At 72.8% G+C, this 13,504-nt stretch carries 16 protein-coding genes; 11 read left to right on the top strand and 5 right to left on the bottom strand.

The features are described from left to right. The first annotated feature begins 4 nt into the window (after nt 1-4). Entirely contained in the window at nt 5-754 is a 750-nt protein-coding gene (locus K313_RS0101975; protein WP_029210204.1) for a glycosyltransferase, read from the top strand. A gap of 36 nt (nt 755-790) precedes the next feature. Here the strand turns inward: K313_RS0101975 and K313_RS0101970 are convergent, their stop codons facing one another. Continuing rightward, complete coding sequence (locus tag K313_RS0101970; RefSeq protein WP_029210203.1) at nt 791-1,450, bottom strand: TetR/AcrR family transcriptional regulator; 660 nt, start codon at nt 1,448-1,450, stop codon at nt 791-793. Between the two features lie 33 nt (nt 1,451-1,483). Next, nucleotides 1,484-1,915: an ester cyclase gene (locus tag K313_RS0101965; RefSeq protein WP_029210202.1), complete on the bottom strand. Its 432-nt coding sequence runs from the start codon at nt 1,913-1,915 to the stop codon at nt 1,484-1,486. 211 nt (nt 1,916-2,126) lie between these two features. On the opposite strand from K313_RS0101965, the gene K313_RS0101960 reads away from it, so the two are divergent. Beyond that, nucleotides 2,127-2,408, top strand: coding sequence for a hypothetical protein (locus tag K313_RS0101960; RefSeq protein ID WP_019285395.1), 282 nt, complete (start codon nt 2,127-2,129; stop codon nt 2,406-2,408). On the opposite strand, the gene K313_RS21935 is transcribed toward K313_RS0101960, so the two are convergent. Further along, on the bottom strand, nt 2,396-3,667 hold the full coding sequence (locus K313_RS21935) for an MFS transporter (RefSeq protein ID WP_029210201.1): 1,272 nt from the start codon (nt 3,665-3,667) through the stop codon (nt 2,396-2,398). The two genes, K313_RS0101960 and K313_RS21935, sit on opposite strands and share 13 nt — an antisense overlap. Nucleotides 3,668-3,716: 49 nt before the next feature. Here K313_RS21935 and K313_RS21930 point away from each other — a divergent pair, with 49 nt between their 5' ends. Genes K313_RS21930 through K313_RS0101940 form a run of 3 tightly spaced genes read left to right on the top strand, consistent with a single transcriptional unit; the run spans nt 3,717 to nt 4,948 of the window. Continuing rightward, the gene (locus tag K313_RS21930) at nt 3,717-4,334 is read left to right on the top strand and encodes a winged helix-turn-helix domain-containing protein (protein WP_029210200.1); all 618 of its coding nucleotides are present in this window, start codon (nt 3,717-3,719) and stop codon (nt 4,332-4,334) included. Between the two features lie 49 nt (nt 4,335-4,383). Continuing rightward, nucleotides 4,384-4,614 carry a ribbon-helix-helix domain-containing protein gene (locus K313_RS0101945; RefSeq protein ID WP_019285392.1) on the top strand — a complete coding sequence of 77 codons (231 nt, stop codon included), beginning with the start codon at nt 4,384-4,386 and terminating at the stop codon, nt 4,612-4,614. Then, nucleotides 4,601-4,948, top strand: a complete 348-nt coding sequence (locus K313_RS0101940) for a type II toxin-antitoxin system PemK/MazF family toxin (RefSeq protein WP_029210199.1) — start codon at nt 4,601-4,603, stop codon at nt 4,946-4,948. Before K313_RS0101945 ends, K313_RS0101940 begins: the two co-directional genes overlap by 14 nt. Nucleotides 4,949-5,060: 112 nt before the next feature. Here the strand turns inward: K313_RS0101940 and K313_RS19685 are convergent, their stop codons facing one another. After that, on the bottom strand, nt 5,061-5,873 hold the full coding sequence (locus K313_RS19685; protein ID WP_205621785.1) for a Rossmann-fold NAD(P)-binding domain-containing protein: 813 nt from the start codon (nt 5,871-5,873) through the stop codon (nt 5,061-5,063). A gap of 270 nt (nt 5,874-6,143) precedes the next feature. On the opposite strand from K313_RS19685, the gene K313_RS0101930 reads away from it, so the two are divergent. Beyond that, nucleotides 6,144-6,374 (top strand): ribbon-helix-helix domain-containing protein, encoded by a 231-nt coding sequence (locus tag K313_RS0101930; protein ID WP_308191443.1) that lies wholly within the window; start codon nt 6,144-6,146, stop codon nt 6,372-6,374. Further along, nucleotides 6,371-6,610: a DUF4258 domain-containing protein gene (locus tag K313_RS22795; protein WP_084412336.1), complete on the top strand. Its 240-nt coding sequence runs from the start codon at nt 6,371-6,373 to the stop codon at nt 6,608-6,610. The genes K313_RS0101930 and K313_RS22795 overlap by 4 nt, the downstream gene beginning before the upstream one ends. Here the strand turns inward: K313_RS22795 and K313_RS19680 are convergent. After that, nucleotides 6,561-8,756 (bottom strand): hypothetical protein, encoded by a 2,196-nt coding sequence (locus tag K313_RS19680; protein ID WP_029210197.1) that lies wholly within the window; start codon nt 8,754-8,756, stop codon nt 6,561-6,563. The two genes, K313_RS22795 and K313_RS19680, sit on opposite strands and share 50 nt — an antisense overlap. Nucleotides 8,757-8,983: 227 nt before the next feature. Between K313_RS19680 and K313_RS0101915 the strand changes: the two genes are divergently transcribed. The 4 genes from K313_RS0101915 to K313_RS0101900 all read left to right on the top strand — a co-directional run bounded on the left by K313_RS0101915 (nt 8,984) and on the right by K313_RS0101900 (nt 13,459). Then, on the top strand, nt 8,984-10,372 hold the full coding sequence (locus K313_RS0101915) for a sensor histidine kinase (protein WP_029210196.1): 1,389 nt from the start codon (nt 8,984-8,986) through the stop codon (nt 10,370-10,372). 109 nt (nt 10,373-10,481) lie between these two features. Beyond that, complete coding sequence (locus K313_RS0101910; RefSeq protein ID WP_240483917.1) at nt 10,482-11,198, top strand: response regulator; 717 nt, start codon at nt 10,482-10,484, stop codon at nt 11,196-11,198. Between the two features lie 126 nt (nt 11,199-11,324). After that, the gene (locus tag K313_RS0101905) at nt 11,325-12,206 is read left to right on the top strand and encodes an ABC transporter ATP-binding protein (protein ID WP_029210194.1); all 882 of its coding nucleotides are present in this window, start codon (nt 11,325-11,327) and stop codon (nt 12,204-12,206) included. After that, the gene (locus K313_RS0101900; RefSeq protein ID WP_029210193.1) at nt 12,203-13,459 is read left to right on the top strand and encodes an ABC transporter permease; all 1,257 of its coding nucleotides are present in this window, start codon (nt 12,203-12,205) and stop codon (nt 13,457-13,459) included. The genes K313_RS0101905 and K313_RS0101900 overlap by 4 nt, the downstream gene beginning before the upstream one ends. Nucleotides 13,460-13,504: the final 45 nt, after the last annotated feature.

Raw genomic sequence — 13,504 nt, 5'->3', positions numbered from 1 at the left:
CGCCGTGAGCGGTGACCACGCACGGCCGGTGGCGGTCGTCATCCCGGCCAAGGACGAGTCCGCGCGGATCGCCTCGACGATCCGGGCCGCGTCCGCCATCCCCGGCGTCGACCTGGTCGTCGTCGTCGACGACGGGTCGCGCGACGGCACGCAGTCCATCGCCCATGGCGCAGGCGCCGTGGTCGCCCGGCACACCCGCAACCGCGGCAAGGCCGCCGCCCTGCAGACCGGGGCGGCCGTGGTCGAGCGCCGCGACGAGCACGAGGGCCGGACCGGGACGGCCCGGCGGCTGCTGCTGCTCGTCGACGCGGACCTCGAGGACTCCGCCGCCGAGGTGGGGGTGCTCGTGCCGCCCGTGGCCGGCGGCGAGGCCGACCTCGCCATCGCGATCCTGCCCCCGCAGCGCTCCGCCGGTGGGGGTCACGGGTTCGTGGTGCGGCTGGCTCGTGAGGGCATCCGGTCGCTGACGGGCTGGACGCCCACGCAGCCCCTGTCGGGGATGCGCTGCCTGACCCGCGAGGCCTACGACGCGGCGCAACCCCTGGCGGCCGGGTGGGGCGTCGAGACGGCGATGACGATCGACGTGCTCGCCGCCGGACTGCGGGTGGTCGAGGTGCCGTGCGCGGTGCACCACCGCGTCACCGGCTCGGACTGGCGTGGCCAGCTGCACCGGGCCGCGCAGTACCGCGACGTGTGGCGGGCGCTCGCCGTGCGGCGCCTGCGGGCCCGCCGCGCTGCCCGACCGAGCGCCTGAGCTGTTGCCCGACCGAGCGCCTGAGCTGCCCGGCCCTCACGGGTGGGCGAGCAGCGTCCGTGACCAGCAGTCCACGAGATGCGCCCCGAATCTCTGTTTGCTCCAGCCGCGTTCGTCGACGAGCAGGGTCCAGTACTCCGGGGCGTTCATGCTCCAGATGATGTCGGCGACCTCGCCGTCGTCCAGGTCCGCCCGCAGCTCGCCCGTCGCCCTGAGGTCTCGTGCGAAGTCACGCATGTTGCCCGCCCGACGCTGCGTGATCTCGCCCCACAGATCCGCCGACTCGGGGTCTGTGGCGGCGGCGTCGCGCAGCGCGAGCACGACCGGCGCCAGGCGCGGCTGCAGGAGCAGGAGCCCGTCGACGTAGGCCGCCAGCTTGGCCCGCGCGGTCGGGGCCGCCCGCACGGCCCTGACGTAGTCGCGGTCCTCGGGGGCCACGGCGGTGTCCGTGCCCGAGATGGCCGTCTCCAGCACCTGCCGCAGCAGCTCCGGCTTGCGGCCCACCGCCGCGTAGACCGTGTCGACCGCCACCCCGGCGCGCGCGGCCACCTGCGAGACGGTGGTGGCGGCATACCCCTGCTCGACGACGAGGTGACGTGCCGCGTCGACGATCCGGTCGCGGGTGGCGGCCGCCTGCTCGGTGCGCCTCGACGAGCGGTAGCGCCGGGGCGAGGTGGCGTCGGCCGACGCGCTCATGCGGCTCCTGAGAGTGGGGGTCGTGCTGCGCGGTCAGCCTAGGCGCTCGAGCACCCCCGACTGGGCCAGCATGGCGAACCGGTCCGGGACGCCCCAGTGCTCGACGATGCGGCCGTCGACGACCCGGGCGACGTCCACCACGGTGAAGTCCAGCGGCCGTCTGCTCGGCGGGTCGAAGAAGGGTCCGGTCGCCGTGCCCTGCGCCCGCACGCGGACCCAGATGGTGTCGCCGTCCTCGACCTCGTCATCGATGGTGAAGGCGATGTCGGGCACGGCCGTGTGGACGTCCCGCATCGCGGCCTTGACGTGCTCGATGGCCTGCTGGCCGGTGCCGGCGAGGCCGAACTGGTGCTTGACCAGGTCGGGGGAGCAGAGCTCGTCGACGATGGCCCCGTCGCCGGTGGCGAAGCCTCCGTCGAAGATGCGGGACATGACGATGCTGGCGGGAGATGCGCTGGTGCCCATGAGGACTCCTCGGCTCTTGTGCCCGCCGATGGTTGGCCCGGGGGCGGTGCACTTTGATCCGAAGTGCATTCGGATCAATACATCGAGCGTACGCCGTGCACGTCGCGCCGTCGACCCCTGACGGGTGCCCGTCGCCGAACGGCGTCCGGTCATCTCTCAGGTCGCGGTGCGACGGTGGGGCTGCACGCTGACAAGGGGAGGGAACCACGTCATGCAGAGCGATCGCGGCTGGATCCGCAGCTACGCCAAGGCCGCCATCCTGGCGGGGCTGGCCCTGCTAGGGGCGGCGCTGTGGGCCGTCGGCTGCTCCATCGGGATGGACCTCGCCGACGCCGGGTCCAGCGGGCCACCGGCCTGGACGATGGTGATGACCTGGGGTGGCCTCGCCCTGGCGCTGGTCACCGGCATCTGGGCGATCGTCGAGCTGGTCCGGTCGCACGAGCGCGTGCGCTGGAGCCGCTGGGCGCAGCAGGTCGGGCCTCACTCGGGCTGAGCGACCTCGTCGTTGGTGCCCGGGCTCACCGGGGTCGGCCCGGCTGCTGGGGTTGCTGGGGTCGCCCGCGTTGCTCGGTGGTGGGCGATGGCGCCCGTCGTGCTGATCGCCAGTCCGGCTGCGCCGACGACCAGGTATGCCGTCCGCGGCCCCACCAGCAGGTTGAGCGTCCCGCCGAGCGCGAGCGCCGCCACCGTGCAGGCGCGTGCCGCCCCTTCGACCGCCGCCAGGACCCGGCCGCGCTCGCGGTCCGGGATCTCGGCGAGGAGGACGGCGATGAGCCACGTGTTGGTGGCGCCGAGGAGGCCGCCGACCACGCATCCCAGGACGACGAAGACTCCCACCGAGATCGCCAGTCCCTGCCCGGCCTGGGTGGCCGCGACGAGCACCAGCGTCCCCAGGAGCAGCCGGGCCCGCCGTGAGGAGGTGGTGACGGTTCCGGCCAGCAGGGCTCCGACGGTGGCGCTGACCCCGGCGGCAGCCTCGGCCCATCCGTAGTCGGCCGCGTTCGCGTGCAGCACGTCCCGCAGCAGGTAGACCTCGACGGCGTTGACGGACTCCAGGGTCAGGATGAACGGCAGCACGGCCGCCACGAGGATGCCGGTCGTCGGGTGGCCGCGCAGGATCCGGAGCGCCGGCCCCGGGGAGGCCGAGAGGCGATCCGGCTGTGCGGCCCGCCGGCGGCGGGTGCGCAGCAGGAGCGCCGCGACGGTCAGGGCGAGGAAGCTCGCGGCGTCGATGGCCAGGGCTGCCGACGCGCCCTGGTGCTGGACGAGCAGCCCGCCAGCGGCCGCGCCGACGGGGGTGGAGGCCGTGCGCAGGCCCTGGCGCAGCGAGACGAGGACACCGGCCAGCTCGTCCCCGGCGACCAGCGGCAGCAGGCTCGTCCACAGGGGGCTGGTGAAGGCGAACGCCGTCTGCAGGAGGGCGACGAGGACGAGCGTCGCGGCGTAGTCGGTGGTGAGCGCCAGCCCCCCGGCGGCCGCTGCCTGGACCAGGCTGCCGGTGACGAGGACGGTGCGCGAGTCCGCGCGGTCCGCGACGGATCCAGCGATCCCCATGGTCAGCACCAGGGGCAGGGCGAAGCACACGAGGAGGCCGGCCACGGCATACGGCCCGGCCTGGGTGTCGTGCGTCCGCAGCGTGAGGGCGACCAGCGCCATGGCGTCACCGACCGTCGACAGGGCTCCGGCGGCGAGCAGGATGACCGCGTCCCGGTGCGAGAAGGCAGCGCCATAGGTGTGAAGGATTTGTTTCACATATGTGAAGGTACTGCTTCATGATGAGCCCGGCAACTAGCCTGGCCTCATGGCCGGCCGACCCGACGCGCTCACGATCACCGATCCGCAGGCTCTGCGAGCCATCGCGCACCCCGCACGCCAGCGGCTGATCGCCGAGCTGTATGCCGGGGAGGTGCTGACCGCCACGGAGGCATCGCGTCTCGTGGGCCTGACCCCGTCGGCCACCAGCTATCACCTGCGCGCCCTGGAGCGGTGGGGGATCGCGACCCGCGACGAGACCACCGGCGACCGTCGTGAGCGGCCGTGGCGCAGCGCCGCCACCTCGATCGCCATCACGCCGGAGGCGCACCGGCTGGCCGGATCCACCACCAGCCGACGATCGCTGTCCTCCTGGTTCGAGGACCTCCAGGCCGGGGTTCATCGCATGCTGGCGCGCGCCGATCAGGGGTCCGACGAGGTCGGCATGGTGTCGCGGGAGCGCCTGTGGCTCACGCCCGAGGAGGGCGCGGAGCTCCAGGAGCGGCTGCAGGCGGTGGTCCGCGAGTACGGGTCGCGCTCGGGTAGGTCCCGGTGGAGTCACCCTGAGGGGGTGGCCCCGTGGGAGGCGTACGTGTTCCTCATGCCTGCGCAGGACGATCCGGAGAAGGCGCCGGGTCGCGGCCCCAGGTCCTCGGAGGTCGAATGAGGGTGCTACCTGGGTAGTAATCGCGATGCTATCCGGGTAGTGTCGTGGCATGAAGGTGAGTGTGAGTCTCAGCGCCCAGGATCTCGCGGCCCTCGACCGGTATGTCGAGCAGTCCGGGCTCGAGTCGAGGTCGGCCGGCGTCCAGCAGGCCATTCGCCGTCTCCAGGACCCGCAGCTGGAGGCCGCCTATGCCGCCGCCTGGGAAGAATGGGCCGTCCTGGGTGACGAGGATGCGTGGGCTCCGGCCTCGTCGGACGGGCTCACCGATGTTGCGGGGTGAGATCGTCCTGGTCGACCTCGAACCGGTGCGCGGCAGCGAGGCCGACAAGCGTCGCCCTGCTGTCCTCGTCAGCAACGACCGGGCCAACACGACGGCACGACGGCTCGGTCGCGGAGCGGTGACCGTCGTGCCGGTCACCAGCAACGTCGAGCGGGTCTTTCCGTTCCAGGTGCTGCTCGCGGCGAGCGAGACCGGCCTCCGGGTGGACTCCAAGGCTCAGGCCGAGCAGGTGTGCTCGATCGCCGTCGAGCGTGTGGGGTCGGCGGTGGGCCGGGTCCCCGCGCACCTCATGGCCGCCGTCGACGAGGCCCTGCGCCTGCACCTGCAGCTGTGACGCGCAGAGGCGGTCCCGCTCCACCTGATCATGGTGCCGTCGAGCAGGAGCCGGCCCTCGGGTGCTGGCAACCGCGTCGTGCCGCCCTCGTGGCTCGACGAGACGAGCTCGGTCACGCGCGGCCGGTCAGCCTCTCGGCGGCCTCCCAGAGCTGCCGTTCACGGGCCGGGTCGTAGGACTGAGGCGAGGAGCGGGCGACCCGGTCGCGGTCGACGTAGGCGCCGGCCGGGGCGTCGAGTCGCCCCAGGGCGAGGTCGGCCAGCTGACGTCCGGCGCCCTGAACCGTGCCGACGACCGGAGTCCTGGCCAGCAGGGGGAGCACGTGCTGCATCGCGTAGCGGGTGAGCGGGCCCGCATCGCGAGCAAGTCCGGTGGCGGGCACGAAGCCCGGGTTGTAGCCGAGGACGACCCGCTCGGGGTAGCGGCGGGCGTACTCGTGCATCAGGTGGATCGCTGCCAGCTTGCTGGTCGAGTACGCGGTGCGGCCGGCCCGCAGGGTGCCCGGCCGGTCGAAAGCGCCGGGCCTGGCCAGGACGTGAGGATCTCGCCACTGCGGGCCTGGGACCATGCCCAGGTTGTGCCTCAGGTCGCCGAAGTGGGTGTCGCTGACGGTGATCACCACCCGCCCCCTTGGCTGGAGCCGATCGGCCAAGCTCCTCACGAGGACGTGGTTGGCCAGGACGTTGACCGCGAACGTCGGCTCGAAGCCATCCTCGGTGCGGCCGTTCGCATCCACGCGCTGGATGCCGGCGTTGAGCACCATCGTCGAGATCGGGGGCACCTCGCCGCTGTCGACGAGGCGAGCGATGTGCTGAGCGGCAGAAGCGACGTCGGGCAGCCTGGCCAGATCTGCCTCGACGAGCCGAACCTCGTCGAACGCTGACGCCCAGGCCTGTCGCGCCGCGTCTCGGACGACGACCAGCACGTGCGCGCCTGGGGCGGCATCGACGATCCTCGCGAGGGCCTCTCCCCGATGCCCCGGCTCGCACCCGTCATCACCATGGTCTGCACGACAGGCCCCCAGATCATCGTGAGGAGAGTGTCTCTCGCGATGCGCGAGACCATCCCACCCTAGGTCACTGACTTCGCCTCTCAGCCCGGGGAGCGCCTAGGCATGCTGCAGATCGGCGTTCAGAGGGTCTTGTCGGGGTTGCCTATATCGTAATACGATTTGATGATGGAGACAGTCAACGGGGTGCCGGTCACCGACGAGATGATCCAGGCCTGGGCTGATGAGGCGGAACGCGGCTATGACGTCGAGGCGCTGCGCAAGCGTGGCCGCAAGTCGAAGGGCGATGGTCCGGGTCGCGTCGTCCCCGTCCGGCTCGACGTCTCGCTCATCGGAGCCCTCGATGAGCGTGCGGAGCACGAGAACACGAGCCGCTCGGACATCATCCGAGCGGCGATCCGCGCTTACGTCGCGTGAGGGTCAACCATTCGGCCCTCAAGCACGGCATCGGCGAGAAAGATATCCTGCACGCCGTCGCTCATCGTGCGTACGAGAGTGAGCCGGACGACGACATCCCTGCCAAGCAATTCGTGCTGGGGTTCGACCGCCATGGACGCCTTCTCGAGCTCGTGATCGTGACCTTCGACAGCGGCAACCAGCTCGTCATCCACGCCATGAGGGCGCGCCGCCAGTTCCTCGGCCTCCTCGATTGAATCTGCGGTCGGTCCTTCGTGCGTCCAGCACGGCAGCGATCAGCAGTGGCACGAGCACCGTAGCGCCGACGGCGGGGATGGCGGTGCCGGAGTCGTTCATGACGAAGCCGATCAACCACATGACGACGATGCAGATCAGCCCGGTGCGCAGCAGCGGGACGCGGTCGTAGGCCGGCAGCAGGGGCCGACCCAGCGCTGAGTGCGGGCGCAGCAGGGCCACGATCACGAGGACCAGGCCGACGGGGATCAGCATCGCCAGGGGAGAGCCGGTGAGCATGTCGAGGTTCTGCTGGGCCTTGCGGGTGATCACGTCCAGCGCGCCGCCGTCGAGCACGGTCTGGACGAACCGTCCGAGGTGCGTGCGGGACGACGCGGGCCGCAGGTAGTCCACGACCGCCAGCCCGACGAGGGCGAGGACCGTCACGAGGCCGACCATCAGGACCCGTCCCCAGCCGAGGCGCAGCCCGAGCGCCACGACGACCAGACCAGCGACGGCGGGCAGGAGTGCGGCGGGCCCGCCGAGGTCGGCTCCCCAGGTGGGAGACCCGTCGACCACGACGGCGACCAGACCGATCGCCAGCGCGGCGAGGGCGCCGGCTCGCGGACGGCCGCGACGCGCGCCCAGGTCGGCCACCGCGACGCAGAGCAGCAGGACCGACGTGGCCAGGAGCGCGAACGCCACGTTGCCGAGGCCGTAGAACCGGCCCCCGATCGTCGGCTGCTCGCCCATGAGCGTGGAGAGCGTGAGGCGCGAGCCGGTGACGGCGTCGCCGGCGATGACGAGGGCGGTGATGGCGGCCACCGCGGCCGGCGACCCGAGCGGGTGGCGCCGCCAGGGGCCGGCCAGCGCCATGGATCCGAGCACGAGGGCGACGGCGGCCACGACGGCGCTGAGCGTGAGGAGCGGCGGCCCCACCCGCCACCAGGGGACGAGCGCCGCGAGATAGGTGGCGGCGGGGACGCATGCCGCGACCACGGCCACCGCGCGCACGCCACGCGCCAGCCGCCTGCGCGTCGCGTCGCCGGTAGACGAGCGTCGCGCGAGCAGAAGCGCCCCGAGGTAGAGCACCAGCTGCCCGATCGCCCAGGTCTTGAAGAAGGGGTCGGCGAGCGGTTGCACCTGGTGCGCCGCCTGCGCCGTGTCGACCATCGTCTCCCGGCGCGCCGCCGCCGTGCCGTCGTCGGGAAGGACGGTCCACGCGTCGCCGGTCCAGGACGCCGGCCCGCTGCCTCCGCGCAGCGCGACGACCTCGGGGGCCAGGTCCGTCAGCAGGACCATGCCGTCCTGCCGGGTCGCCGAGGACCGCAGCGTGCCGGGCGCGATGCCCGGACCCCTCTCGAGCACGACGCGCACGCGCTCGGCGGGCCCGTCGTCGGCCAGCCCCGCGACGATCACGGTGGCGTTCTCGGGCGTGGCGGCCAGCACCTCGCCGAGCCGGGCGTCGAGCCCCGCCAGCTGGGTCGCCCGCGCACCCCGGTCGCGGGTCGTCAGCCCGCCCGGGTCGACGAGCGTCACCGGGCACCGGGCCAGGTCGGCCGGCAACGTCGAGGGCTCGTATGCCGTCGCGCTCCCCACCCGGCCGTCGCCGTCGGCGGCGCCGACCGCCGCACCAGGCCCGATCGCCGCGACGCAGTCGCCCCGCTGTCCCAGCGTCGCCGCGAGGCTGCCGAGCCGACTGTCCTGGCGGGTGCGGGACGCCGCCTCGACATAGCGTTGCCACCCCGTCATCACGCCGTCCGACCCGACCGAGGGGAGGGCTGAGCAGGGCGGACGCGGGTCGTCGCCCTGGTCGGGCTGCGCCGCGCGCCCGCCCGCGCCGAGAGTCAGCCACCCGTCGACCGGGCAGGTCGTGAGGTGCACGGACCGCACGATCAGCGAGGACGATGCGCCACCCTCCAGCATCGACCACAGGGAGGGCGTGCGGGCGGGGTCGAGGTCGTGGGCGTCCAGCCCGGGCAGACCCACCACGACGACCGGGCCGGGGCCCGGCCGCTCGGTGGCCGGCCGTTCGGTGGCCGGCCGGACGGAGGCGGCAGCGCGAGGAGCGCCCGCGGCGACCCCGGCCCCGGTGACCACGCCGAGCAGCAGGAGGCACAGGGCCGTCATACCGCCCAGCAGGGCGAGCAGGCGGGAAGGGGCGGTCACGGCGTCAGCCTAGGACGCACCCCTGACAGACCCGCTCAGGCGCAGCGCGCACGTCAGGCGCAGGCGACAGCCCGCCTCAGCACCGCCCGCATAGCAACCCGCCTACGGGCCAGGCCGCCGACGGGCCGGGCCATCGACCAGGACGACCAGGACGACCAGCAGGTGCGGGTCCTTCTCCACCTCGAGAGGGAGGTGGTCCGTCGGTGCTCGCCCCTAGGATCTCGGCCATGGCCACCACCCTGACCGCCGCGGGCGAGCGCATCCGTGCGTTCTTCGCCGTCGACGACCTCTGGGAGCGCCCCGGGCCGACGGCGTCCCAACGTCGCAACGACCTGTGGATCGCCCTGGCGCTGTGGGTCTGGGGCGCGCTCGGCATGGAGCTCGTCCGCAGCATCGCCGACCCCCGCTACGTCGACCATCCCGTGTGGGTCCAGCACCTGCTGATCGCCCTCGGCACGCTGCCGCTGGTCTGGCGGCGCAGCCACCCGCTGCTCGTCATGGGGATCCTCCAGCTGCACATGTTCCTCGTGGGCATCACCGTGCCGGAGGTCATGCGGGGCTTCACGATGCAGTGCGTCTACGTCTTCGCGCTGTTCACCGGGGTGGCGTGGGCGCGCTCGCGGCGGGCCATGCTCGGGCTGGTCGGGGCCGTCCTCGTCCTGATGTTCGGCTGGATCGCCTGGCAGTACGCCCTCGGCACGGCGGTGCAGGAGATCCTCGACCGTCGCGACGACGTCCGGCCCGCCCAGGGGCTGTTCCCGATCGTCCAGGCCTCCGTCGTCTTCGACGTCGTGACCAACCTCGTCTACTTCGGCGGCGGCATCGTCGGCGGCCAGGCCGCCTGGCGGCAGGCGCGCTCGCGGGACCTGCTCGAGCGTCAGTCGGTCCAGCTCGCGCAGCAGGCCGACGAGCTGGCCGACCGCAAGGTCGTCGAGGAGCGGCTGCGGATCGCTCGCGAGCTGCACGACGTCGTCGCCCACCACGTCTCGGTCATGGGGGTCCAGGCTGCGGCTGCCCGCCGTGTGCTGGACCGCAACCCCGAGGCGGCGGCCGCGGCGCTGGGCCAGGTCGAGGAGTCCTCGCGGCAGGCCGTCGGCGAGATGCGCGGGCTGCTCGGCACCCTGCGCCGCACGGACCGGCCGACCGGGGGCGACCCCGGTGCAGCGGCCACCGACGACGCGGCTGCAGACCGCGACCGCGCTCCCCAGCCGGGGGTCGACCAGGTCGCCGAGCTGGTCAACGCCGCGTCGCGCCCGGGGTTCACCGTCACCTACCAGGTCGTCGAGGACCGGCCGGGTGCGCTCACCGAGGTCCCGATGCCGGTCGGGCTGTCGATCTATCGCACCGTCCAGGAGGCGCTCGCCAACGTCCGCCGCCACTCGACCGCGCACGCCGCGGGGGTGGTCGTGCGCATCGACCGCGAGGGTGAGCGGAGATTCGTCGAGGCGGAGGTGCTCGACGAGGGACGGCCCCGCTCCGGCACGTCCGGGTCGGGGCTGGGGCTGCTCGGCATGCGCGAGCGCATCGCCTCCCACGGCGGCACCTCCGAGATCGGCCCCCGGGCCACGGGTGGCTATCGCGTCCGCGTGCGCTTCCCGCTGACCTCCGGCTCGTGACCGGGGCCGCGCGGCCGGGGGCACGTGACGCCTGCCAGCGAGGACAGGGGACGCCTGCCAGCGAGGACTGGGGACACCTGCGTCCGAGCAGGTCGCTAGGGTGTCGGCCATGGGGGACGACCGGGGGAACGACATGGTGGGCGGCGCGCAGGTCCTGCGGGTGCTGCTCGCGGACGACCAGGCGCTGGTGCGCAACGGGTTCCGGCTGATGCTGTCGGTCGAGGACGACCTCGAGGTCGTCGGCGAGGCCGCCAACGGCGCGGTCGCCGTCGACCAGGCCCGCAGCCTGCACCCCGACGTGGTCCTGATGGACGTGCAGATGCCGGTCATGGACGGGATCGAGGCGACCCGCGTGATCGCCGCCGAGGACCTCGCCAAGGTCCTCATCCTCACCACCTTCGACAACGACGACTACCTCTTCGACGGGCTGCGCGCCGGCGCCAGCGGCTTCCTGCTCAAGAACGCCGACCCCGACCAGCTCGTCGACGCCGTCCGCGCGGTCGGCCACGGGCACGCCCTCCTCGCTCCCGAGGTCACCCGCCGGGTCATCGCCCAGATGGCGGCGGCCGAGGGTCCCGCACCCGCCGAGACGGCGGCCGGCTCCCGGCATACGGCCGCCCTGGCCACCCTGACCGAGCGGGAGCGCGAGGTGCTCGTCCTCGTGGGCCGCGGGCTCTCCAACGCCGAGATCGCCCGCGAGCTCTTCGTCGGCGAGGCGACGGTCAAGACGCACGTGTCCAGCTGCCTGGCCAAGCTGCACCTGCGGGACCGGGTGCAGGCCGTGGTCCTCGCCTACGAGTCGGGCCTCATCCAGCCGGGGGAGTAGCCCCGCGACGAGATCATCCTCGCGGGGGAGGTGCGCCCCCTCGCGACCTCCTAGGTTGGGTGGTGCGAGCAGGCCGTATGCCGGAAGAACCGCTTCCGGGGCCACCCGCACGAGGAGGGGTGAGACGTGATCGAGGTCCAGGACCTGACGCGGCGGTTCGGCGACCACACCGCCGTGGACCACGTGTCGTTCGCGGTGCCGAGGGGGCAGCTGATCGGCTTCGTGGGCGGCAACGGCGCCGGCAAGACGACGACCATGCGGATGATCATGGGCCTGCTGCAGATCCACGAGGGCGAGGTGCGCTGGGACGGTCATGAGGTGACCACCGCGGACCGCCGCACGTTCGGCTACATGCCCGAGGAGCGCGGCCTCTACCCCAAGCAGGGGATCGCCGACCAGCTCGTCTACCTCGGTCGGCTGCACGGGATGTCGCGCCCGGACGCCCAGCAGGCGACGGACCAGCACCTCGAGCGGTTCGGCCTCGGTGACCGCGCCAAGGACAAGCTCGAGTCGCTGTCGCTCGGCAACCAGCAGCGCGTGCAGATCGCCGCGGCCGTGATGAGCCGGCCCCGCGTGATGATCCTGGACGAGCCGTTCTCCGGGCTCGACCCGGCCAGCGTCGACACGATGGTCGACCTCCTGCGAGAGCACACCCGCACCGGCGTGCCCGTGCTCTTCTCCAGCCACCAGCTCGACCTCGTGGACCGTCTGTGCGACGGCCTGGTCGTGCTGAGCAAGGGCCGCGTCGTCGCCCAGGGCACCGCCGACGAGCTGCGGTCGAGGGGGCCGCAGCGTCATCGCATCGTCCTGGGCGGCGACGCCGGATGGGTGCGGTCCCAGCCGGGGCTGCACGTGGTCGACGTCGACGGCCCGTCGGCCCTGGTCGAGCTGCTCGAGGCCGGCGCCGACCGCCGGCTGCTGACCGAGGCCCTCGCACGCGGCACGGTCACCGAGTTCGCCCGCGTGTGCCCCAGCCTGAGCGAGATCTACCGAGAGGTGACGGCATGAGCACCCAGATGGCCCCCGAGACGCATCCCTCCCCGTCGACGCCGGCAGGTCAGGGCGCCGCGGCACCGGGCGGGGGCCGCGCGCCCCGCAACGCCTGGCAGCTGGTCGCCGCCCGGGAGATGGCGGTCAAGCTGCGCGACAAGAACTTCATCATCGGCACCGTCATCACCATGGTCCTGCTGATCGGGATCACCGGGTTCCAGGGCTGGATGGCGAGCCGCACCAGCGCCACGACGGTCGCCGTGGCCTCGGCCGAGGGCCGGACGCTCGCGGAGGCGGTGGGTCGGACCATGTCGGCCGGCGACGACTCCGACGAGGTCAAGGTCACCCAGGTCGCCGACCAGGCGGCCGCCGAGCGCCTGGTCCAGGACGGTGATGCTGACGTCCTGCTCGCCCGCTCCGGCGAGGGCTGGCAGATCACCAGCAACGAGACCGCGCCGACCGACCTGACCTCGGCCACCCGTCAGGTGCTCACCTCGCAGACGCTCGCCACCACGGCGGCCAGGGCGGGCACGACCCCCGAGGCCATCAGCCGGCAGACCGCGGTGACCACCCGCACGTTGTCCGGGACCGACGTGTCCAAGGAGGTCACCGCCAAGGTCGTCGGAGGCGTGTTCGCCATGCTCTTCTACTTCGCGGCGCTGATGTTCGGCATGCAGATCGCCCAGTCGGTGATCGAGGAGAAGCAGTCGCGCATCGTCGAGATCCTCGCCTCGGCCATCCCCGTGCGGCAGCTGCTCGCGGGCAAGGTCATCGGCAACACCGTGATCGCGGTCGGCCAGATCGTGCTCTACCTCGCGGTCGGGCTCGTCGGGATCAGCTTCACCCCGTTCAAGGAGATGCTCGGCGGGGTGGCGACCGCGGCGATCTGGTACGTCCTGTTCTTCCTCGCGGGATTCCTCGCCCTGGCCTGCATCTGGGCGGTCGCGGGCTCTCTCGCGACCCGCAACGAGGACCTCCAGCAGACCACGACCCCGCTGACGATGGTGCTGATCATCGGCTTCTTCGCCTCCTTCATGGCGGCGGGGGCGTGGCGGGTGGCGCTGTCCTACGTGCCGGTGCTCTCCTCGATGCTCATGCCCACGCGCCTCATGGACGGCTCGGCGCAGTGGTGGGAGGGCGTCATCGCCCTGGCGCTCACCCTGGCCTTCGCCGCCGTCGCGATGGTCCTCGGCGAGCGGATGTACCGCCGCTCGCTCATGCAGACCTCGTCTCGCATGACGTTCAGGCAGGCGCTGACCGCGTCGGACTGAGCCATGATCGTGGACGCCTGCCCCCGCACCCGCGGCGGCGGGCGT

The sequence above is a fragment of the Arsenicicoccus bolidensis DSM 15745 genome (assembly GCF_000426385.1).
Classification (GTDB): Bacteria; Actinomycetota; Actinomycetes; order Actinomycetales; family Dermatophilaceae; genus Arsenicicoccus; species Arsenicicoccus bolidensis.
This window is presented reverse-complemented; position numbering and strand designations above follow the sequence as displayed.